Genomic DNA, 25,245 nt, shown 5'->3' with positions numbered 1-25,245 from the left:
TCATTACCGACAAGTATATAATAAGATAAAGCGATGCAAACATTACTCAAAAAATTAAGAGCTTCAAATATAAAACTTAATTTGTCTGGAGATAAACTGGACATTAATGCTCCTAAAGGAGTCCTGACTCAAGAGCTATTAGAGGAAATTAAATTAAACAAACAAAAAATAATTGATTTCATTAAATTTTCACAAAGCTCAAGTGACAATCACATTGCTATTCCAAATGTTGATCAACAGGAAAGTTACATCGTATCTTCATCGCAAAAAAGCTTGTGGCTTCTATGTCAATTAGAGGAACAAAACACCGTTTATAACATCCCTAGTGTATTTGAATTCAAAGGTGACTTAAATATTGAGGCACTGGAAAAAGCATTCCAGACCATACTTGAACGTCATGAATCTTTAAGAACCGTTTTTGTTGAAACTGAAAATGCTGAAGTAAGACAACGAATTGTTGATAGCAAAGATCTTGATTTTAGGTTTAATGTAGAAGACTTAAGCAATAATGGTCTTGGCGAAAATATAAATGACCTTATTGAAAAAGAACTAAAATTTTCATTTGATTTATCAAAAGATTGCTTAGTTCGTGCTAAGTTGATAAAAACTTCAAATGACACTTTTGTTTTTGTATTGGTAATTCATCATATAATTAGTGATGGTGTGTCTATACAATTAATGATTAATGAGTTATTTGTTTTATATGATGCATTTACAAAAAAACTTTCTAATCCATTACTTCCGTTACAAATTCAATATAAAGATTATGCAGCTTGGCAGCAAAACCAGTTAAGAGATGGTAATACAGCACATAAGGAATACTGGTTAAAACAATTTCAGAATACTATTCCGATACTGGATTTACCGATATATAAAACAAGGCCACTAACAAAAACATTTCATGGAGGCATAGTAAAAAGAAGTTTTAATACTGAAATTTTAAAAGAGTTTTCAAATTTATGTCAATCTCAGGAGTGTACACTATTCATGGGATTAACAAGTTTGTTGAACCTATTATTTTATAGATATACAAATCAAAATGATATTATAATAGGTAGTCCAATTGGAGGAAGACCACACTCGGATTTGCAAAATCAAATGGGGCTTTATTTAAACACATTAGCACTACGAACTCAATTTGATGGGCAAGACAGCTTTATTGATTTATTATTGAATGTTAAAAATAGGACATTGGAAGCCTATGAACATCAGATCTATCCATTTGATGAATTAATCGAAAATTTAAACTTAAAAAGAGATGTAAGCCGCAGTCCATTATTTGATGTTATGTTAATATTACAGAACATGGATAGTTACGGCAGTAGTTCACAAGAGCTGGAAGGCATCACGATCCAACAGTATCAAAATAAACAAAATCTGCTTATCAAATACGACTTAGAGTTTACATTTGATGAGTTTGGCAATGAATTAAATCTCAACTTAACATTCAATACTGATATTTATACTATAGAATTTATAGAAAAAATAACAGAGCATTTTGGTACGATATTGCAAGGAGTTATTGCAGAACCGAACGTTTCTATTTCACGAATAAATTATTTATCGCCAAATGAAATAAATCAGCTAGTAGTAGATTTTAATGCTACTTCAGTAGAATACCCAAAGGATAAAACGATTGTAAATTTATTTGAAGAGCAGGTTGTCAAAACACCAAATAATACAGCAATTGTTTTTGAGGAATCGACATTGACATATAAGGAGCTTAACGAAAAAGTGAACCAATTTGCCTGTTATTTAAGAGAGAACTACGATATCAAGCCAGATGATCTTGTGGGTATAAAATTAAATAGAAGCGAACAATTGATTATTGCAATCTTAGGAGTGCTAAAATCAGGAGCCGCTTACGTTCCTATTGACTCGGATTATCCGCAGGAAAGAATAGATTACATAGAAGAAGACACGAATTGTAAAGCTATTATTGATGAGGATGAACTCATGATTTTTAATTTACAAAGATTTAGATATAAAACAGAAAATCTAGAGCCTATAAATGCACCATCGGATTTAGTCTATATAATTTATACATCTGGTTCAACCGGAAATCCAAAAGGAGTGATGGTCGAGCATCACAATGTCATTAGATTAGTAAAACCTTGTTCTTATTTCCCATTGAATACAGATAGTATTTTACTAAGTACAGGTTCAATATCCTTTGATGCCACAACGATAGAGTTTTTTGGAACTTTACTAAATGGAGCAACATTAGTACTAACAAGTCAAGATGATTTACTTGATTTATCCAGACTGGAAAATATCGTTAAAACGAATAAGGTTAATAGTCTTTGGATGACTGCATCTTGGTTTAATAGTGTGGTAGAGAATAACGTTAAATTTTTTGAAAGCATCAGTCAATTGATTGTTGGAGGAGATGTAGTATCTCCAAAACATACCCAAAAAGTTTTTGAAAGTAATCCGTCCATAAAAATCGTAAATGGTTATGGACCTACAGAAAACACAACTTTTTCGACAACTTTTGATATTCAGAATGAAAAGTATACCACAATCCCAATTGGTAAACCTATTCCAAACAGTCAAGCTTACATATTAGATCAAAATTTACAGCCAGTTGCTATTGGCGTAAGTGGTAAGTTGTATTTATCTGGTGCGGGTGTTTCAAGAGGATATTTAAATCAGCCAGAACTTACGTCGGAGAAATTTATAGCCAATCCGTTTATATCTGGTACTAAAATGTATGATACCGGTGATTTGGGGCGTTGGCTTCCGAATGGTACTATTGAATTTTTGGGTAGAAATGACCATCAGGTAAAAATAAGAGGATATAGAATTGAATTAGGGGAAATAGAGACTAGTCTTTTACAGTATTCATCTGATTTAAAGCAGGTGGTAGTTCAGGTTAAAGAAGTAAATGGAGAAAAAGTATTGGTTGCCTATTATGTTTCGGACATCGAAATAGACAAGGCTGAAATTAGGGACTACCTTCAAACAAAGTTGCCTGACTACATGATCCCTGCATTTTATGTGCTTTTGGAACAGATACCACTGACTCCAAATGGGAAAACGGATCGCAATGCATTACCAAGCATTAATGGAGAAGATATAATTCGAAGAGAATATGTTGAGCCAAGAAATGTGACAGAGCAAAAAATGGTCGAAATATGGCAAGAAGTTCTAGGTCTTGAAAAAGTAGGGATTACCGATAATTTCTTTGAATTAGGCGGACATAGCCTTATTGTGGCGCAAGTTATTAATAGGGTTAACAAGCAATTGAACAAAACGGTATCCTTCAAGGATTTCTTTTCTAATCCCACAATCGATGCTATGTGTGAAACCTTGAGCCAAAATGATTATGAAGGAATACCTCAGGCACCTGTTATGGATAGCTATCCCCTGACGGCTTCTCAATATAGATTTTGGATATTGAGTCAGTTAGAAGGAGGTTCTTTGGCTTATAACATGCCAACGGCTATAAAATTAATTGGTGATATAGATACAGATAAATTTAAAGAAACATTTAGTTTATTAATCTATCGATATGAAGTATTAAGAACAAGTTTTAGAAACAATTCAGAGGGACAAATACGTCAATTTATAACGCCTGTAAGTGAAATTAACTTTGAGGTAACAGAAAAAGATTTCACAAATCAAGAAGATCAAGAGGTGGTTGTTGCACAATATTTACATGAACAGAATAATATTGCTTTTAATCTGGAACAAGCTCCTTTAATCAGAGCCTCTTTGATTAAATTACAAGACAACGAGCATATTTTTTCTTTATGTATGCATCATATAATTGGTGATGGATGGTCTATACAACTAATAATTTCAGAAGTTGTAAAAACATATAATGCAATAGTTCAAGGAACTACTGTCGATTTACCACATTTAAACATTCATTATAAAGATTATGCGGTATGGATTAATGAAGAGATTCAACAAGAAAAATATCAAAAGTCTAAAGAGTTTTGGTTAAACCAATTAAAAGGAGAATTACCAACATTAGAACTTCCTAGTTTCAAGAAAAGGCCTTTGGTTCAAACCTATAATGGTGCCATTAAATTATATGAATTCTCAAGCGAATTTTTAGAAAAACTAAAAACTTTTTCAAAAGAGCATGATGTTACTTTGTTTATGACATTAATGGCAGGTATCAAAACTTTGTTGTACAGATACACCAACCAAGATGATATTATTATTGGTACGCCTATAGCAGGTAGAGAACACCCGGATTTAGAAAATCAGCTGGGACTTTTCCTTAATACACTAGCCATTCGAACTAAGTTTGAGCAGAATAATACTTTTTTAGATATTTTAAATAAAGAAAAAGAAACACTCTTAAACGCTTACCAGCATCAAGATTATTCATTTGATGAATTGGTAGGAAATCTGAATTTAAAGAGAGATCTGAGTCGTTCAGCTTTGTTTGACGTGCTAATAGTGTTACAAAATCAAGCTCAATTAAAAAGCTTAACAAACAATACAGGTTTAACAGGATTAGAAGTAGAAGGTTTTGATTTTGAGAGTAAAACATCAAAATTCGATATCAGTTTTATTTTTGTAGAAACAGAGCAGTTGCTTCTTAATATCAATTATAATACGGATATATACGATTCATTTTTGATAGATTCTATATTCAATCATCTTGAAAATCTATTTAATGAAGGAACCGATAATCCTACACAATTTATAGAAGAGTTAGATTATTTAACCGCTTCAGAGAAAGTAAAATTGGTATTAGATTTTAATGCTACTTCGGCAGATTACCAAGAAGAAAAAACAATCATAGATTTGTTTGAAGAACAGCTTGAAAAAGCCCCAGATAATATTGCAGTTGTTTTTGAGGAAAAAGAACTTACCTATAAAGAGCTTAACGAGCAAGCCAATCAACTGGCAGACTATTTAAGAAAAAGCTATGCAATTCAATCTGGTGATTTAGTTGGAATAAAACTAGAACGAAGCGAGAAAATAATTATAGCAATTTTGGGAATATTAAAATCCGGAGCGGCTTATGTACCAATCGATTCTTCGTATCCTCAAGAGAGAATAGAGTATATTGAAAAAGACAGTAATTGCAAAATTGTGATTGATGAGGATATTTTTGGATTACTTGATAAAAACAAACAAGAATACTCTTTTGTCAATGCTGGAAAAATAAATGCTTCGGGAGATTTAGCTTATATTATTTATACCTCTGGAACTACAGGTAATCCAAAAGGGGTGATGGTGGAGCATAAAAACGTTATCAACTTAATAAATTCGCAAACTAAGCAGTTCAAAATAGATGAAAAAGAGAGAATTCTTCAACTTTCAAACTTTTCTTTTGACGCATCAGTAGAGCAAACATTCTTAGCACTCTTGAATGGAGCGAGTTTATATATTTTGCCAAGGAAAGTATTATTGGATGAAAATGAATTAGATGCATTTGTCTTCGAAAATAAAATTACTCACTTCCATTCCGTACCATCAGTAGTAAGTAAATTAAAACCTTCTAATAAATTTAGTTTGAAGAGAGTTCTTTCAGGAGGTGATATTTGTCCAGAGAAACTGGCAGAATCTTGGAGTTCTATTTGTGATTTTTACAATAAATATGGGCCTACTGAAACTACCGTAACTTCGATAGAATTTTTGTTTAACAAGAATATGCCATTTAGTATAGGTCGTCCAATTTCAAATACACAGGTGTATATACTGAATAGTACTTTGTTGCCAACACCATTGGGAGTTGCAGGTAAAATATACATATCTGGAGCAGGTGTGACTCGAGGCTATTTGAATAAACCGGAACTCACTGCCGAAAAGTTCATTGAAAACCCATTTATTACAGGTACTAAAATGTACGATACTGGAGATGTAGGGCGATGGCTGCCAGACGGGAATATTGAGTTCTTAGGCAGAAACGACCATCAGGTAAAAATAAGAGGATTCAGAATAGAATTAGGAGAAATAGAAACTAATCTTTTACAGTATTCATCTGATTTAAAGCAAGTAGTAGTTCAAGCAAAAGAAGTAAATGGAGAGAAACTATTGGTTGCCTATTATGTAACCAATGCTGAAATTGACAAAGCAGCGCTAAGAAGCTATCTTTTAGGAAAGTTACCGGAATATATGGTGCCTTCATTTTTTGTAGTTCTTGATAGTTTGCCATTGACACCAAATGGAAAAATAGATCGTAAAGCGCTACCAAGTATCAGTGGAGAAGACATTATCCGAAGAGAATATGTAGAGCCAAGAAATGAGACAGAACAATGCATGGCAGAAATATGGCAAGAAGTTCTAGGTCTTGAAAAAGTGGGTATTACTGATAATTTCTTCGAATTAGGCGGGCATAGTCTTATTGTGGCACAAGTCATTAATAGACTAAGCAAACAATTAAATAAAACGGTATCGTTTAAGAGTTTCTTCTCTAGCCCAACAATAGAATCTCTATGCAAAGAGCTGAATCAAAATGAGTTTATAGCCATACCACAAGCGCCTGTTATGGACAGCTATCCTTTGACGGCTTCTCAATATAGATTTTGGATATTGAGTCAGTTAGAAGGAGGTTCTTTGGCCTATAATATGCCTACGGCCATAAAGCTAATAGGTGATATAGATACAGATAAATTTAAAGAAACATTTAGTTTATTAATACAACGACATGAGGTATTAAGAACAAGCTTTAGAAACAATTCAGAGGGGAAAGTACATCAATATATAACACCCGCAAATGAGATTAATTTTGAAGTAGCAGAAAAAGATTTTACAAATCAAGAAAGACAGGAAAGTGCTGTTTTGCAGTATTTGGAGGAACAGAATGCTATTGCTTTTAATCTTGAACAAGCACCATTGTTAAGAGCTTCTTTAATCAAATTACAAGAAAACGAGCATGTCTTTTTCCTTAGCATGCATCATATAATTGGCGATGGATGGTCTATGCAACTAATAATGTCGGAAGTTGTAAAAACATACAATGCAATACTTCAAGGAACTACTGTAGACTTACCACATTTAAACATCCATTACAAAGATTATGCGGTATGGATTAATGAAGAGATTCAGCAAGAGAAATATCAAAAGTCTAAAGAATTTTGGTTAAACCAATTCACAGGAGAATTACCGGTATTAGAACTTCCTAGCTTCAAGAGAAGACCGTTGGTTCAAACTTATAATGGGGATAATAAATCACGTGAATTTTCTAGTGAATTTTTAGAAAAACTAAAAACTTTTTCAAAAGAGCAAGATGTTACTTTGTTTATGACATTAATGGCAGGTATCAAAACTTTGCTATACAGATACACCAACCAAGATGACATTATTATTGGTACACCTATAGCGGGGAGGGAACACCCAGATTTAGAAAACCAAATCGGACTTTATCTTAACACACTAGCCATTCGAACAAAGTTTGAACAAGGGGATGACTTTTTAGATATTTTAAATAAAGAAAAAGAAACACTCTTAAATGCTTACGAACACCAAGACTATTCATTCGATGAATTGGTGGGGAATCTGAATCTAAAGAGAGATTTGAGTCGCTCAGCTTTGTTTGATGTATTAGTTGTGCTTCAAAACCAAACTCAATTAAAAAATATATCAAACAATACCGCTTTAACAGGATTAGAAGTAGAAGGTTTTGATTTTGATAATAAAACATCAAAGTTAGACGTCACTTTTACTTTTGTTGAAACTGAACAGCTAATCCTTAACATTGATTATAATTCAGATATATACGACTCATTATTCATAGGTTCTATATTTGGTCATCTTGAAAATGTATTCAATGAAGTAATTTATGATCCTAAGCAATCTATAGAAGAGTTAGATTACTTAACAATTGCAGAGGAAACAAAATTATTGTTAGAATTTAACAATACTTCGGCAGAATATCCGCAAGATAAAACCATGATAGATTTGTTTGAATATCAGGTTGATAAAACACCGGATCATATCGCAGTTGTTTTTGAAGAAAAAGAACTTACTTACGAAGAACTTAATGAACAAGCCAATCAGCTAGGCAGTTATTTAAGAGAGAATTACAAAATCAAAACCGACGATTTAATAGGTATCAAATTAGATCGAAGCGAGAAAATGATTATCACACTCTTGGGTATTTTAAAGTCTGGAGCTGCTTATGTACCAATAGATCCTTCATATCCTCAGGAAAGAATAGATTATATAGAGAAAGACAGTAATTGTAAAATAGTAATCGACGAAAATGTACTTGAATTATTTTATAATAGTCAAGAGGAGTACTCTAAATCAAATATTGAAAGAACCAATACGGCAAATGATTTAGCGTATATCATTTACACTTCTGGGACAACAGGTAATCCTAAAGGGGTTATGATTGAGCATAGAAATGCAGTAGCACTAATTCATTGGTCAAATGCAGAATTCGACATTAATAAATTTGAGACAGTATATGCGGTAACTTCTTATTGTTTTGATTTATCAGTTTTTGAAATATTCTATACACTATCAATAGGTAAAAAAATAAAACTATTAAAGAATGGTTTAGAAATTAAAAACCATATAGACAAAGACAAGAATGTATTAGTAAATACGGTTCCATCTGTAGTAAATCAACTTTTAGATAATGGAGTTTCATTTGAATCAGTGGGGATTTTAAATATGGCGGGAGAGCCAATATCTCACAACATAATACAAAGATTGCCATTAGATCAAATAGAAGTATATAACTTATATGGTCCTTCAGAGGATACTACCTATAGTACATATTTTCAAATTAAGAAAAAAGACTATCTATCGATCCCAATTGGGAAACCAATTTCCAACTCTCAAATATATATTTTAGATCAAAAACTGCAACCAGTACCAACAGGGGTGTTTGGTAAAATATATGTATCAGGAGCAGGTGTATCCAGAGGTTATTTGAATAAGCCAGAACTTACTACAGAGAAATTCATTGACAATCCGTTTAAATCAGGTAGCAGAATGTATGATACTGGAGATTTAGGACGATGGTTGCCAGATGGGAATATTGAATTTTTGGGCAGAAATGACCATCAAGTAAAAATAAGAGGATTCAGAATAGAACTAGGAGAAATCGAGACCTGCTTTTTACAATACTCAGAAGATATAAAACAAGTAGCTGTTGAGGCAAAAGAAGTAAATGCAGAAAAGGTATTAGTAGCCTATTATGCATGTGAAGCCAACATAGACAAAGCAGCTATAAGAAATTATCTTTTAGGGAAGTTGCCAGAATATATGGTGCCTTCATTTTATGTGGTTCTTGATAGTTTACCATTGACACCTAATGGAAAAACAGATCGTAAAGCACTTCCTAACATTAGCGGAGATGATATCATAAGAGCAGAATATGTAGAGCCAAGAAATGAAACTGAAAAGAAAATGGCAGGAATATGGCAAGAAATTCTAGGCCTGGAAAAAGTAGGGGTTACCGATAATTTCTTTCAGTTGGGAGGTAATAGCATTTTGGCAATAAATGCAATAATTAGAATGAATAAAGAATTTTCAACAAATTATCCTGTGGACTTGCTGTTTCGTTTTAATGCCATTGCTGAGGTATTAAAACACCATTTGAATACTGTTTTTGATTCGAATAAAGATTTTTATGAATACGGAAATAGCCATTCTCAAAATACAGTATTTGCTTTTCCACCAATAGCTGGTTATGGAACTGCATACATGGACTTATTTCAAAATAATGAAGATTCTAGAATCATCTCCTTCAATTTCATGGAAAATGAAGCTAATGTGGCGGCTTATTATGCTAATACAATCAATGAAATTCAAAAAGATGGTGACATCGTTTTATTTGGTTGGTCAGCTGGAGGGATTCTGTCATATGACGTAGCAAACTATCTAACAAATGTGCTAAATAGAAATGTATCCAGAATCATAATGTTTGATTCTGTAATTCTGGATGAAGAAAAACTAAATATAGAATTATCAGCTGATGGATTTGATTTAGGAACGGAAATCAATGAAAATATGCAGGAAATAGTAGCCCAGGCAAAAGAAAAGAAAATAGGGTATATCAATTATTTGATGCATATGAAATACACAAACAAATTACCGACCGAATTAGTGTTAGTAAAGACAGAAAATAATGAAAATAAACAATGGGAAGAAAATTTTGAAACAGTTAGCTATATAACAGGAAAAGGGGAGCACCAAAATATGCTTGAAGGAAATAATTTGAAGCACAATAAAAAAATATTAAACAAAATTATTGCAAAAGAAGATATTCTTACAGCCATTTTTCAAGAATAACATCTTGGAAAAGGCTGCAAAGGATAATCAATAAAAATACAAATTGTACATGAAATATAAATTATTTTGCTTGCTGTTCATTCCGTTTTTATGTTTTTCACAGACAGGCATTTCTATAAAAGAACCAAGTCAGACAGAAGATTCAGGTGAATATTTTGGTGGTGCAATAAAGTCAGCGTATAAACAGCATAAGTTTCCAAGTTTTAACAATAGCATAAATCTAGTCTACAATCGAGGAAGATGGAAAGTCAATTCGAGCATAAGTTATGGGCGGGAAAAATTTTTTAGAGAAAATGATGTGAGTACTTTTTTTCCTGATTTATCATTTATTGGTACAGGAACAACAGATTATGACTTTAATAGTTTTGTGACCTTTATTGATGTACAATATAAGATTTCTGAAAAGACAAAAATAGATGTCTCATCAATGAATGATACCTATGAGAATATATTAGACACTAAAACGAATATAGATATCTATAATACTTCGAACCAACTGGATAAATATTATATAGGGAGTAAGAGATTGATTTCGAACCTTAAACGGAATTCTTTGAATGCTCTGTTAAGGCATGACTTTAGGAGTAATGAATTTTTAACAATCGAAGCAGATTGGCTTCAAAGACCTTGGGATTATAATCAAAACACGTATGGTCAGGATTATGATATAAATGGTGTAGGAATACCCAATCGTAATTATACGGTATATCATGACGGACGTACAGATCTGAATATATATACCCTAAATGGTTTGTATCACGTTCCTACGAGTTTATTCGAATTTACTGTTGGGGGAAAATGGATATACATTGAATCAGATTATGACATAAGGCACTTTAGAAAATATGATGCAGATTATGTACAGGATTTGTCTTTATCACCAATTTGTAAATACATTGAAAACAGACAAATTATATTTTCAGATTTCAAAAAGAGCTTTGGGAAATTGAATCTTCAGGTTGGATTTAAACTTGAAAATACATTAATAAACGGTTATGTTACTGATACAGTTCATAAAGATATAGATGATAAATACTTGAAATTATTTCCATCACTAAATGCAACGTATAATATTGATAAAGAAAACAAAATAAGTTTTGCTTATTCCGAGTATTTCAACAGGCCTTTATATAGATTTATAAACCCCTCTTTAGGGATTTATCATGCTTACGAGAATTATTTAGGGAATCCATTTTTAAAGCCATCAACAACAAGAAATTTAAATCTGGGATATTCTTTTAGATCAAAATATGATTTGGGTTTTACATATTCGAATACCAAAGACAATTTTTGGTCTTTGACAAATTTTACAGAAGATTATGTTGTAGCACATAAAGTGGTCAGCTATATGGATTTAAACACACTACAGCTTACAGGTAATACGCTCTTGAAATACAATAATTCTATTGAAACGAATGTACAATTACAAGGATTTTACAAGTACAATAAATCATTAGTTCCGGTTATAGATGATCTGGATGTCTGGGGATGGTACGGTATGGTAAACAATCAGGTTTATTTCAATGCATCGAGAAATATTTCCAGTAGCCTAAGTTTTTGGTATCGTTCTAAAAATATTAGTCAGGAGGCTTTGATTAAAGAACAGTGCGCACTGGATTTTGGAATGAAATTTTTATTGCTCAATAAAGATTTTATAATAGAACTTAATGTTACTGATATTTTAAAGTCAATGACTGAAAACAAAGTATCTACAGTTGATAATGTGTACCAAACATTTAGGAACTATCAGGATCCAAGAGCTTTTAGAATTTCAGCGACCTATAAATTTGGGAACAAGAAATTAAATTACGCAGAAAGAATTGCCGAAAATGCAACTGATCATTCAAGATAAAACGTAAGAAATATGCAACTTTTTTTATTACACTTTGCTGGAGGAAATGTTTATTCATTTGAATTTCTCAAAAAAGAGATAACAAATGTTGATTTCATTCCGCTAGAATTACCTGGAAGAGGTAAAAGACACAGAGATAAACTAATTAAAAATAAAGAAGAAGCCATTGAAGATTATTACAGCCAGATTAAATCTTTAAGAAACGGAGAGCCTTATATAATTTATGGTCATAGTATGGGAGCCACTTTGGGGCTTTCTGTAGCAGCAAAACTGGAAATTATGGGAGATGGTCCTGAATTACTTATAGTTTCAGGAAATGCAGGACCAGGTATAAAAAGAGGTAAAGATTTTCTATATCATGAATTAGACGATCTTAATTTTAAAAATGAACTTCTGGATTTAGGAGGTATCTCTACTGAAATAACGGATAATATAGAATTGCTTGATTATTTTTTGCCCATAATAAGAGCGGATTTTGAGTGTATAGAAAAAGATTTTTTTTCCGAAAAGGAGATAAAACTAAACAGTCCGATATATGCATTAATGGGTTCTGAGGAAGAAAACAGTAATGTGATAGAAAACTGGAAAAATTTCACACATAATTCTTTTACACATCAAATATTAAGTGGAAATCACTTTTTTATTTACAAACATGCTGCAGAATTAGCAAAAATTTTTGCAGATCAGTTTAAAAAACAATTAACCAACCAAAATAGCAACTATTATGTTTAAACTAAAATTTTCCTATGTCATTTATCTTTTGCTTTATGCAATACCAAACACGATTTTTAGCTTCGGGATCGTTTATATCATCAATAATGTGATTTCTGGCAAGAAAGATTTCATAACAGATTATATGGGAATTGTATTTGTATCAACTGTCATATATACCTATTTATTGAATATTATTTTTCAAAAAAAAATCAATCAATACTCTTTTGAAGCATTGTATGAAAATGAAAAAAAAATATTTGATAAAATATTAAAAGCTCCGTTGATTACCCTAGAAAAACTGGGCTCACAGCGATTTTATACAGCAATAGAAGATTTAAGGGTATTCTCGATTTTTCCTGAAGTTGTAACTCATTCCATCAATTCATTATTAATGTTGTTACTCTGTATGATCTATTTATTTACGCTATCCGTTTCATCAGCTTTGGTAGTTGTTGCTTTGATCGTTTTGATAGCTTTCACCTATTTTTTTGTGATAAATACGATGTCACAAAAAGTAGCCAATCTTAGAAAGTATAACGAGCATTATTACAAATATGTAGATGATGTAATAAAGGGATTCAAAGGATTTAAGTTAAGTACTCAAAGAAGAAAAAAATTAATGGATGAGCATTTGTCACCCAATAGAGAGAATGCCAAAATATTGGACTTTAATATTAACTATGTTTTTTTATCCATCAATTTAATAAGTCAGTATGGGCTGTATTTAGTTATCGGAGCTATCTTATTTATATTACCAGAGATAGGACTGCTAAAAAGAGAAGATATTATCTCTTATGTAGTTATTTTATTATTTGTTTCAGGACCTATAAACAACTTGATTAATATGCAAAATGTATATACAAGATTGACGGTTGCCAATAATAGAATAAAGAAATTTTTAATGGATTTTGATAGTACAGATGCGACTGTTAAAATTCAAAATTCCAATATAGAAGCATTCAATTCTTTGAAATTTAATAATATCCATTTTGCATATGAAAATGAGGCTACTGAGAAAACATTTGCACTAGGCCCTATAAACCTTTCGATAGAAAAAGGGGAAATGATATTTATAATTGGAGGAAATGGTAGTGGTAAAAGTACTTTTATCAACATTTTAACCGGTTTGTATCAACCTTCGGGAGGCGAAATAATATTAAATGAACAGAAATACAACAAGAAAAAAACGACTACACAAAACCTAATATCAGCAGTCTTTACAGATAATCATATATTTTCTCGTAATTATGATGACTATACATTAGAGCAAAACAAGGAGTATCAAGAATTGTTAAAAATAATGGAACTGGACAAAGTAATTCTAGATGACAAAGAAGATTCGGCAAGACGACCTTTTTCTAAAGGGCAAAGTAAGAGAATGTCATTGATTTTTGCTCTTTTAGAAGACAAGCCAATTCTGGTATTAGATGAATGGGCGGCCGATCAAGATCCACATTTCAGAAAATATTTTTATGAAAACTTACTGCCTAAGCTAAAGCAAGAGGGTAAAACCATTATTGCGGTAACGCATGATGATGCTTATTTTAAGCATGCAGATAGAATTCTAAAATTTGATTATGGAGAAATTGTGAAGGATTTCAAAGTAAAAGGCGAAATCTTGCACACAGAAAGTTTATGGCATAGTGAAGTTGTGAGTTAAAAGATAAAATAGCCAAAGGCTAAAATTTCTTAAACCATAAATTTTGTAATGAATAACAGTTAACGAACAACTTTTTTATGAAACTTACTCTACCCCAACAAGATGTTTATTTTGAACAATTATTATTCCCTAAAGACCCTATATATAATATTGGAGCTAAAATTGAAATTAAAGGAGCAATAAATGCTGAAGTTTTTAGGAAAGCATACATAGCGCTTATAGATCAGCATGATAGCTATAGAAGTATTCTTGTAAAGAATCAAGAGGATATAACAATCAATTTATTGGATGAGCATCAATCAGAATTGGGATTTGTTGATTTTTCTGATTGTGAGAACCCTATAGAAGAAGCTACCATCTATATGCAAAAGGAATTTATGAAACCTTTTGATTTATTTGATGAAAATCTTTTGCATGTTTTTACTTTGGTTAAAGTAAATGAGAGTTTTCATTATTTGTTTTCTGTATACCATCACATCATAACAGATGGTTGGGGGACTTCATTGATGTTCCAGAGATTGGTTAAAAATTATAATGAAATCTATGAGTTTGGTGATGTAAAAACAGTCTATCCTTTTAGTTATAAGGATTTTATTACTGATGATAATGAGTATCAAAACTCTCAGTCATTTCTTGAAGATAAAAAGTATTGGGTACAGCGGTTTGAATCTCTACCCGAAGCTTTTTTGGAAAAAGAATTTTTATCAGAAAGAGTAAATGATTCATCACAAATCAATAAAAGTAGTCGCAAAGAATTAATTATAAAAAGAGAATTATACAATCAGATCAATCAGTTAGCATCTGAATATAAAAGCTCCTCTTTTCATTTAATTTTAGCAGTTTTATATACCTATTTTGGCAGAAAACATCAAAATAATGATTTTGCAATAGGTCTACCAGTTCTAAATAGGAGCAAATCTGACTATAAGAAAACGGTGGGGCTATTTATGGGAATATCACCTTTAAGAATCCCTTTGGATTTTGACGCTACTTTCGAAGATTTAGTTATCCAGATAAAAAATCAATTGAGACAGGATTACCGTCACCAAAGGTTTCCTTTAGGGAAGCTAATCCAAGAACTGCAGGTATTTAAAGAAAAAGAAAGGATATTTAATATTACGCTTTCTTATGAAAAACAAAATTACTCTAATGATTTTGCGAACACACAAACCCGGGTGATTCCATTAACGCATCAATCAGAGCGAGTGGCTTTGGCTATTTATATTCGGGAATTTGATGAATTGGAGGATGTGAAAATTGACTTTGATTACAATTTAAACTATTTCAATGATTCACGAATTACAAAAGTGGTTCATCATTTTGAAAATCTACTTAAGAGCATTTTAACCCATCCGGACAAAAAGTTAAAGGAGTTAACTTATCTATCAGAAGAAGAGAAGCGTCAAGTTTTAGTAACATTCAACAATACCAAAACTGACAATCAAAACGATAAAACAATATTAGATTTATTTCGGGATCAAGTTGAAAATTTTCCCGGAAAAGAAGCTATAAAAGACGATTATAGATCATATTCTTATTCCGAGCTTAATAAATTATCGAACCAAATAGCCGAATATTTAATAACGACTTATGGAAAAAATGATAAATCTCCTATTACCGTTTTATTAGGGCGATCTGCCAATCTTATAGTTGTTTTATTGGGAATATTAAAATCGGGAAGATCTTATATCCCGTTAGATCCAACATTTCCAGAAGAAAGACTGAAGTATATTATTGAGAATAGCAAAAGTAAAATACTTATAAATGAAAAAGAGTATTTCCTGAATACAACAAATGATGTACGAGTAGCATCGTTGGAGGATATTCTGGAAGGAATAGATATATTTAAAGAAATCCCAAGAAAAGTAGTTCTTGCTAAAGATACAGCCTATATAATTTACACATCAGGTTCAACAGGAAACCCAAAAGGTGTCGAAATTGGTCATGGATCATTGATTAATTTTTTGACTAGTATGCAACAAAAACCGGGAGTTAAAACCAATGATGTATTTTTTTCGGTAACGACTTATTCATTTGATATTTCAATATTAGAGTTTTTTGCACCGCTAATATCCGGAGCTACTTTATATGTCGCAAATCAGGATGTTTTGTCAGATCCAAATTTGATTATTCAAAAAATAGAGGAGACACAGCCAACTATAATTCAGGCTACACCAAGTTTTTATCAAATGTTGTTTAATGCAGGCTGGCAAGGAGATAAGCGATTAAAAGTATTGTGTGGAGGTGATTTGTTAAGTGAAGCATTGGCTGAAAAATTGGTTAATCATAGCTTAGAAGTTTGGAATATGTATGGACCAACTGAAACGACTATTTGGTCTAGTGTAAAAAGAATTGAGCACTTCAAAGACGCATCAAATATTGGAAAACCAATAGACAATACACAGTTTTATATTCTGGATGAATTTTTAAGTCCTAAGCCAGTAGGAACGTCAGGAGCAATTTATATCTCAGGAGATGGATTAGCCAAAGGATATTATAAAAATGAGGCATTAACAAAGGAAAGATTTATTGAAAACCCGTTTGATGCCACTAGTTTGCTATACGAAACTGGCGATGTGGGGAAATGGAATGATGATGGAGAAATAGAGTTTTTGGGCAGAAATGACAATCAGGTTAAGATTAGAGGATATCGAATTGAACTAGGGGATATAGAGTCGCAATTAAATCTGATTGAAGGAATTCAAGATTCAGTTGTAATAGCCAAAAAAGGAGATCAACAAGAAGCTTTTTTGGTGGCTTATGTTTTAAAAAGTGAAGAAGGAATCGATACGGAAAAAATTAGTACAATATTAAAAATGAATCTTCCGTACTATATGATTCCGAATGCAATTATTCCTCTGGAAGAATTTCCTCTTACTCCAAACCAAAAAGTAGATAGAAAATCTTTGTCACAAAGGACTATTCAACAAATAACAAATTATGATGATTTTAAAGCGCCAATTTCAGATTTGGAGAAAAAACTTTCTGATTATTGGAAAGAAGTATTAAATAGTAAAGACGCAATAAGCGTAAATGATAATTTTTTTGCTCTAGGAGGGCATTCATTAAATGCAGTTAAATTGATTGGATTAATAACCAATGAACTTTCGTTGGATATTTCTCTAAAAACTATTTTTGATTATCCTACAATAGAATTGCTGGCAAATCATTTGCAAAAACTCCTTCCGAGTCAATCAATTGCTATGTCATTATCTGAATCTAAAGTTTTTTACGATTTAACCCCACCACAATACAATATTTGGCTGGCATCACAACAAAAAAATAGCTCAATAGCTTATAATATGTTTGCTGCTTACAGTGTAGAAGGGATTATGGATTTGGATAAAATTTCAAGAGCGATAAATAAAACAATAAATAAGCATGAAATCTTAAGAACCAATTTTATTGAAATAAACGGAATACCTTATCAAAAAATTAATTCACCTGAAGATGTAAGGTTCTCAATTTCTACTCATGAAGTTGGAAATGAAAAGGTTGAAGAAATTATAAACCAGTTAAATAATACAGCATTTGATTTAGAAACTGATTTATTAGTGAGAGTTCAACTTCTTCAAGTAGAGGAAAATCAATTCATATTGCTTTTCTGTACGCACCACATTATAATGGATGGTTTATCATTAGAAATTTTCATCAAAGAATTTGTTGAAAATTATAATGAAACTACTTCTCTGAATGAGCCAAAAGAAGATATTTTAAAATTTCAGTTTAAGGATTATTCGGAATGGCATAATAAAACATTGGAAGAAAAAGCCGTTCAAAATGAGTTATTTTGGAAAAAATATCTTCAAGATTATCAGCCAAAGGATTCATTTGAGAGGGATTTTAGCGCTAAGCAAAATCAACAAAGAGGAGGCAAGCATCATTTTGAATTAGAACCGGATACCACTTTAGCTTTAAAGAAATTAGGCATCGAGAATCAGGTTACTTTTTATACCATTTTAGTAGCATCTTTAAATGCATTAATCTACAAATTCTCAAATCACAATGATATTTGTATAGGGGCCGTAAACTCAGGGAGAAATATTCCAGAGCTGAATAATCAAATCGGGATGTTTGTTAAGACGCTAGTTTTAAGAACACAAATAAAACCAGAACAAACTTTTGTTGAGGTATTGAAAAGTACACAAAGTAATTTATTAGAGATTAATGATTATCAAAATGTTCCGTTTGATAAAGTGTCTCAATCTGTTTTTGATATTATGTTGGTATATCAGAATCCGGAGTTCACTTTTGAAAGCATCAATGAATTAAAAGATTTGAAGTTGACCTCTTATCCTATTGACAATAAATACAGTAGAATGCCTATAGTATTTAATTTGTTTGAAAGCGATAATAGATTGAAAGGAGTCATAGACTACAATAGTGATTTATTTGAGAAGGAAACTATACAGATTATTGCCATTAAGTACAGTAATCTTTTGACTGAAATAATAAAAAATCCATCAATGACATTAGATTCAATTGATATTAAATTAGAATTTGAGAAAAGCGCAGCATTTGATTTTGATTTTAATTTCTAATAAACAGCTATAGCTTTGATTTACATCTATTATTCTTATTTGTCGAAAGAAAATCATGAAAGTTTATTGGAAAATTATTTGCTAAATTTTTCAAAGGACTATCAAGATAAAGTTATGCGATTTAGGAGATGGCAAGATGCACAATTGTCGCTTTTGGGTCGGGTATTATTATTAAAGGGAATTGAGGAAGTTGGTTTGTTTTGTCCTCCAGATAAAGAGATAAAATACACAAAACACAACAAACCCTATTTTGAAGATAATTTAATACAGTTCAATATTTCACATTCAGGAGAAATAGTTGTTTGTGCATTAAGTACTGAAAATGAAATAGGAATTGATATTGAAATTATAGCGGATGTTGAAATGGATGATTTTAAATTGCAGATGACAGAAATGGAATGGGATAACATTACTGGTTCCAATAACAAAAACAATGCTTTTTTTAATTATTGGACGCAAAAAGAAGCTGTTATAAAGGCACATGGTCATGGATTAACGATTCCTTTGAAATCCTTTGAAATTAGAGATAGTATGACCAAAATTGATGAAGAAAAGTTCTACTTAAAAGAAATAAAAATTGATGAAAAGTATAAGTGTAATATTTCACAGAAAGCAAACTTTGATAAAATTTCTATTAAAAAAATATAATGTAAACAAATAATTTAATTCAAAATAAAATGAAAAATCTATTAAGACTATTTTTATTGCTATGGCTGTTGCCTAGTAGTTTGTTTGCCCAAACGAATGTTTTAAAATTTGAAAAAGCAAGTAGTTTTTTTCCTGAAGAAAAAATTATCAATGAGGAGAACATAGAATGGGGTTATCTAATAGTTCCGGAAAATTGGGATAAACCAAATGGTAAAACAATAAAAATTGCAGTAGCGATTTTAAAAAGAACCTCAAAAAATACAGATTCAAATCCGGTAATTTATATTGAAGGAGGTCCTGGTGCAGGAGGGATTAAAGGAATATGGGGTTGGCTTAAGCATCCACTAAGGAATAATAGTGACATTATTTTGGCAGATGTTAGAGGAACAGGTTTTTCGTTACCTAAATTTTGCCCAGACTTAGGAAAGAAATTCCTGGAGATATTAGCAAAAAACCAAAATGCTACACAGGATGAGCAGCAAAAAACGATAGCAGCAGTAGCTTGTAAACAAGATCTATTAAACAGAGATATTGACATAGACGCATATAATAGCAAATCGATAGCCAAAGATTTAAATGCTTTAAAAAAGGCATTAAAATATGATAAATGGAATGTTTATGGGGTTTCATACGGAACTTATACAGCTCAGGTTTATGCAAATGATTTTCCTCAAGATGTTAAGTCATTAATTCTGGATTCTTCTATTTCAGATATTTCCAAGTATTATGATTTGAATGCAACAAATTACATGAATAGTCTTAAAAAAGTTTTTAGCGCTTGTGAAAATGACCCAAATTGTAATAAGCAATATCCCAATTTAGAGAATGCGTATTATGCAACATTAGAAAAACTAGAAAAAAAGCCTATCACAGTAAAAGTGGATAAGAAAATTATTCCTAGTGGCGAGTTTACTTATAATGCTGAAGATTTTAAAATTGCTATTCAGCAATCATTGTATCAAAAGAAACTAATCGAAGTATTGCCCTTATTAATCACTGAATTCAATAAAAGCAATAAAAGCACTTTGAGTTCACTGGTAGCGGCTTTTTCAGGAGCATTAGGTTTAGATTATGGACAGTATTATTGTGTGAGCTGTAATGAGGCTATTCCCAATAATTCAATTTCAGAATTTGATAAGAATGCAATCAATTACAAAAAACTAAAAGGCGGATTATCTTTTTATAAATCAGACTTTTTAGTTTGTGACAAATGGAATTTAGGCAGTGCTAAGGAACCAAAGATGATGAATGATTTATCTAATCTGTCAACAATAACTGCACCTGTGTTAGTGCTTTCAGGAGCATTTGATCCTATTACTCCGGCTTCAAACGGAAAAGTAACTGTTGATAGATTTAAAAATGGATTTTTAGTTAATGCTCCAGTTTATGGGCATGCACCTGGTTTTTCAAAAATTGGGGTTAAAGTAATCGATGCATTTATCAGTAATCCGGAGAAAAACCCTGATGTGAGTGAATTCCAGTCAGCGAATAAAGTGAATTTTGTTACTGATGTAAAAATAAGTGGAGGGATTTCAAATTTTGCAAATAGTTTAAATGGCTTTAATCTTTTATTTTTTGCACCATTACTAATTGCCTTCATCATTCTGTTGATTTCAATTTTTGGGTTTATTTATCTATTCATAAAAAGGAAAGAAGATACTAAGGCTAATAAATTAATTAGGGGTTTAATTGTATTTACTTCCCTGTTGGGGTTATTTACTATTATTGGATTTATTTTGGCCATAAATAGTACAGTAAAAGACAACTTTTATATACTCGCTTTTGGGATGCCTAATCAGTTTGGGTATTTATTTATAGTTCAATGGATCTTTATAGTATTTACTATAGTATCAACGATTTATTTTGCACTAAAAATTAAGTCTATTTCAAATGCAAGCGTTATTTCGACAATTCTATTCTCATTAATTGTTGTAGGTGTTTATTTTCAATATTGGGGATTTTTGCTTTAAAAAGAAGCTTGTTTTAGCATTAGGAAATTAAAAAGAGAGGATAGTCAGTTAAAAAGCTGATATCCTCTCTTTTTTTATGGATTCAAAAAGAGGAAATCAATATTTTTTTACTTTTCTTTTATTTGTTTTTATGGCTTATAAAAACCAAAAAACCTGTAAATATTTTGTTTACAGGTTTTTATATGGTTAAATAGGACTACAAACGAGTACTTTATACCGATAGTAGCGCTTTCTGTAATTTGAATTAGTATTGTAATGTATTGAAAATAAATAAGTTGTGATTATTTTGATTGATTTGCTTCTATCTAAATAGTTACATCCAACGGGTCAATAAATGATATTGTTATTTGGGGTATTATTAATGCTATCTACTTGGTATTCAAAAAAGTCCGTAATTTTTATTTCAAAAGTCCGTAATTTTTATATGAATACTACTACTATTTTAGCGCCGATTCTAATACGTTTTAGTTTTTTCAAAACCAGTATTTTAGAACAGAATTCTCGTAACCGAGAACAGCGCAGCTATATAAAATCCTAAATATTATTTATGAAATCAACTCCCCCTGGTTGGTATGTTTTATATGTTAAATGCCATCATGAAAAAAAAGTATTCGAAGTACTTAATGATTTATCAATTAAGGCTTTTTTGCCAACGATTCAAGTTTTAAGTAAGCGTACAGATAGAAGGAAAATGCTTCAGAAATTGCTTTTTCCGTCTTATGTTTTTGTAAAGATTAATTCATCACAGGATTTTTACAAAACTCTTTCGGTTAATGGAGCGTGCATGTATATTCGTTTTGGTATGGAATACGCTAAAGTAAGCGATAAGGAAATAAAAAATATCGAGCTTTTGTTACAGAGCAATGAGCTCACTGAAGTTGAAACCATTACTGAAAATTTTAAAGTTGGAGACTTTAAGACAATTTCATATGGTGCATTAAACGGATTAGAATGTCAAGTTTTAAATGTAAGTAATACAAATAAAATCATTGTTAGAATAGATTCCTTACAGAAAAATATAATAGCTACGATTCCTTCAGTTTACTTACAAGCTTAGTAATACATAATATTTTCTATTGTTTTTTATTCTCTAAATTTTAGTTAGATCTAAAAAATAATATGAAAAAGGAATTCCATCATATTTTACAATTCAAAAATTAAATTGCTCATTTTAAAAGATCTCAAAAATGCTGAAAAACTATCTAAAACTTGCTTGGAGAACTTTAATAAAGAATAAATATTTTACTTTAATTAATATAACTGGTTTAGGAATTGGGATTGCCAGTTGTTTATTTATAGTGCAATATGTATTTTTTGAGTCTGATTTTGATGTATTTCATAAAGATTCAGATTTAATTTATCGTGTAACACAAAGTCGTTCGGAGAATAATGTGTTAGTTGAAAACTCAGCTATGAATTTCTCAGCCGTTGGACCTACCATTAAACGATATTTTCCGGAAATTGAAGCAGCTACAAGTATAAGTAAGCAAGACTGTATTGTATCTGTAGAAAGTTCTTTTGGAGATGTAAAATCGTATAAAGAGAATGAGGTGTATTTTGTTGATAAAAGCTTTTTAGATGTCTTTGACTTTCCTATTTTGAGAGGAGACAAAAAAGCTTTAAAACAGCCAAATTCTATTTTATTAACTAAAAGCTTAGCAGAAAAACTATTTGGAAAAGAAGACCCTATTGGGAAAACAGTAAGAATTGTAAATTTTAACCAAGGAACCAACTTAGAACTGGTTACCCGTGCAATACTTGAAGATGTTCCTGCAAATTCGCACCTTAAATTTAATTGCTTAATAACAACTGCAGATAAACTTGGTTCATGGCATTTTATTGATGAATATGCTTATGTAAAGTTTTTTCCTGAGACAAATGTGAAGAATTCAACTTCAAAATTACCAGGATATGCTAACAAATATCTTGGCGATTACTCAGATGGTATCACTAATATTCAATTTGCATTTCAACCTTTAGAAACGATACACTTATATTCTGATTTAACTAAAGAAATTTCAGTTAATGGAAATGGCAAATTTGTTTGGTTCATGTTGGTTATAGCATCATTAATCTTGATAATTGCGTATGTAAACTACATAAATTTATCTACAATCAAGTCAATGGACAGGGCAAAAGAAGTAGGCTTGCGCAGAACATTTGGTTCACAGAAAGGAGCACTTATTATGCAGTTCTTTTTTGAATCTTTAATTCTAAGTTTTATAGGAATCATTATAGCCATCATCTTAGTATTACTTTTCAGGAGTGGGTTTGAAGAACTGACAGGAATAAAGGTAACGACCTTTTTCTGGACGGATTATAAAATATGGTTGCCATTATTCGCATTGCTAGTATTAGGAAGTTTTCTATCAAGTTTATATCCTGCATATCTGCTGTCTTCGTACAATCCGGTACAAATTCTTAAGGGGAAATTACCAATAGGAGGATCCGGAATCTTTATGAGAAAATGTTTAGTTCTTTTTCAATTTATAATTTCCATCTCTTTAATTATAGGGACATTTACGATCTACAACCAGCTTGAATACATGCGCAAAAAAGATATAGGAATCAATTTAGAAAGAACCATAGTTGTACCAGCCCCATCAAATAATTTTGAGTCACAAATGGGAGGACGTAATTTCTATCAAAAAATGCAAGCATTTAGGGCAAGTTTAGTAGGATATCCTGAAGTCGAAAGTGTAACGTCGGCATCATCTATACCAGGAATTGATCTTAATTGGACAAGACCGTACAAACGAAAAAATGCTGTAAACAAGAATAATTTGTATGCAACTTTTGCGATAGGTCCTGAATTCGTAGATCAATTTAAAATAGGAATAGTTGCAGGGAAAAAATTCGACAGTAGCATGATTTCCGTAAATCAGATGCCAACAGGAAATACCCCGATCTTAATAAATGAAGCAGCAGTAAAAGCATTAGGTTTTGAGAGTGCGGAAAAAGCTATTGGAGAATTTTTGACAGATACGAACGGATCCGGAACTGAGTTTGAATATGAAATCATTGGTGTCATAAAAGATTTTAATCAAAAATCATTAAAAGAAACGCTTACCCCTATAGTATTTAGATTAGAGGATGGTTCGAGTATAGAATATTACGCTGTCAAAGTTTCTTCTAAAAACCTTCCGGCATCTATTGAGAGAATAGAAAAATCATTCAAAGAAAATTTCCCGGTAAGTCCATTCGAATATTTTTTCTTAGATGAGTTTTTTAATAAGCAATACAAAGTAGATCAGCAATTTGGTGAAATATTTACGGTTTTTGCCGGACTGGCAATCTTTATAACTTGTCTAGGTCTTTTTGGATTAACATTATTTACAAGTTTTCAGAAAGCAAAAGAAATTGCTATACGAAAAGTATTTGGAGCATCTGTATTTAGTTTATTGATGCTGCTAATCAAAGACTTCTTGAAACTTATATTATTTGCAAGTACTATTGCCTGGGTGCTTTCCTGGTGGGGATTAGAGCAATGGCTTCAAGGATATTCTACAAGAATTGAAATAAATTTCTTGTTCTTCGCACTTGCGACATTAATGGTCATTTCTATTGCGTTTATTATAATTGGAGCACAATCTTGGAAGGTCAATAAAAACAATCCTCTAATAGCTATAAAGCAAGATTAATAGC

Annotated in this window: 9 protein-coding genes; all 9 read left to right on the top strand. The window is 31.3% G+C overall.

The window, feature by feature from the left end; genetic code table 11:
- Positions 1-33: 33 nt before the first annotated feature.
- The 9 genes from OZP08_RS16345 (at position 34) to OZP08_RS16305 (ending at position 25,241) form a co-directional block, all read left to right on the top strand.
- The gene (locus OZP08_RS16345; RefSeq protein ID WP_281322352.1) at positions 34-10,215 is read left to right on the top strand and encodes a non-ribosomal peptide synthetase; all 10,182 of its coding nucleotides are present in this window, start codon (positions 34-36) and stop codon (positions 10,213-10,215) included.
- Positions 10,216-10,264: 49 nt separating this feature from the next.
- Positions 10,265-12,067 carry an outer membrane beta-barrel family protein gene (locus OZP08_RS16340; protein ID WP_281322351.1) on the top strand — a complete coding sequence of 601 codons (1,803 nt, stop codon included), beginning with the start codon at positions 10,265-10,267 and terminating at the stop codon, positions 12,065-12,067.
- A gap of 12 nt (positions 12,068-12,079) precedes the next feature.
- Positions 12,080-12,799: a thioesterase II family protein gene (locus OZP08_RS16335; RefSeq protein ID WP_281322350.1), complete on the top strand. Its 720-nt coding sequence runs from the start codon at positions 12,080-12,082 to the stop codon at positions 12,797-12,799.
- Positions 12,792-14,441, top strand: coding sequence for a cyclic peptide export ABC transporter (locus tag OZP08_RS16330; RefSeq protein WP_281322349.1), 1,650 nt, complete (start codon positions 12,792-12,794; stop codon positions 14,439-14,441). Before OZP08_RS16335 ends, OZP08_RS16330 begins: the two co-directional genes overlap by 8 nt.
- Before the next feature lie 77 nt (positions 14,442-14,518).
- On the top strand, positions 14,519-18,982 hold the full coding sequence (locus OZP08_RS16325) for an amino acid adenylation domain-containing protein (RefSeq protein WP_281322348.1): 4,464 nt from the start codon (positions 14,519-14,521) through the stop codon (positions 18,980-18,982).
- Positions 18,983-18,997: 15 nt separating this feature from the next.
- Positions 18,998-19,630: a 4'-phosphopantetheinyl transferase family protein gene (locus tag OZP08_RS16320; RefSeq protein ID WP_281322347.1), complete on the top strand. Its 633-nt coding sequence runs from the start codon at positions 18,998-19,000 to the stop codon at positions 19,628-19,630.
- 29 nt (positions 19,631-19,659) lie between these two features.
- Entirely contained in the window at positions 19,660-21,600 is a 1,941-nt protein-coding gene (locus OZP08_RS16315) for an alpha/beta fold hydrolase (protein WP_281322346.1), read from the top strand.
- Between the two features lie 547 nt (positions 21,601-22,147).
- On the top strand, positions 22,148-22,657 hold the full coding sequence (locus OZP08_RS16310; RefSeq protein WP_281322345.1) for a UpxY family transcription antiterminator: 510 nt from the start codon (positions 22,148-22,150) through the stop codon (positions 22,655-22,657).
- 130 nt (positions 22,658-22,787) lie between these two features.
- Positions 22,788-25,241, top strand: a complete 2,454-nt coding sequence (locus OZP08_RS16305) for an ABC transporter permease (protein WP_268847156.1) — start codon at positions 22,788-22,790, stop codon at positions 25,239-25,241.
- Positions 25,242-25,245: the final 4 nt, after the last annotated feature.

It is taken from the genome of Flavobacterium aestivum (genome assembly GCF_026870175.2).
Taxonomy (GTDB): Bacteria; Bacteroidota; Bacteroidia; order Flavobacteriales; family Flavobacteriaceae; genus Flavobacterium; species Flavobacterium aestivum.
Note: the sequence above shows the minus strand (reverse complement) of the source record. Positions and strands in the feature narration are given on the sequence as shown.

What these genes read in the sequence shown, in the direction of transcription:
- OZP08_RS16335 (WP_281322350.1), top strand. Translation starts at nt 12,080, where the DNA reads ATGCAACTTTTTTTATTACACTTTGCTGGAGGAAATGTTTATTCATTT.
- OZP08_RS16330 (WP_281322349.1), top strand. Translation starts at nt 12,792, where the DNA reads ATGTTTAAACTAAAATTTTCCTATGTCATTTATCTTTTGCTTTATGCA.
- OZP08_RS16345 (WP_281322352.1), top strand. Translation starts at nt 34, where the DNA reads ATGCAAACATTACTCAAAAAATTAAGAGCTTCAAATATAAAACTTAAT.
- OZP08_RS16325 (WP_281322348.1), top strand. Translation starts at nt 14,519, where the DNA reads ATGAAACTTACTCTACCCCAACAAGATGTTTATTTTGAACAATTATTA.
- OZP08_RS16340 (WP_281322351.1), top strand. Translation starts at nt 10,265, where the DNA reads ATGAAATATAAATTATTTTGCTTGCTGTTCATTCCGTTTTTATGTTTT.
- OZP08_RS16305 (WP_268847156.1), top strand. Translation starts at nt 22,788, where the DNA reads ATGCTGAAAAACTATCTAAAACTTGCTTGGAGAACTTTAATAAAGAAT.
- OZP08_RS16315 (WP_281322346.1), top strand. Translation starts at nt 19,660, where the DNA reads ATGAAAAATCTATTAAGACTATTTTTATTGCTATGGCTGTTGCCTAGT.
- OZP08_RS16310 (WP_281322345.1), top strand. Translation starts at nt 22,148, where the DNA reads ATGAAATCAACTCCCCCTGGTTGGTATGTTTTATATGTTAAATGCCAT.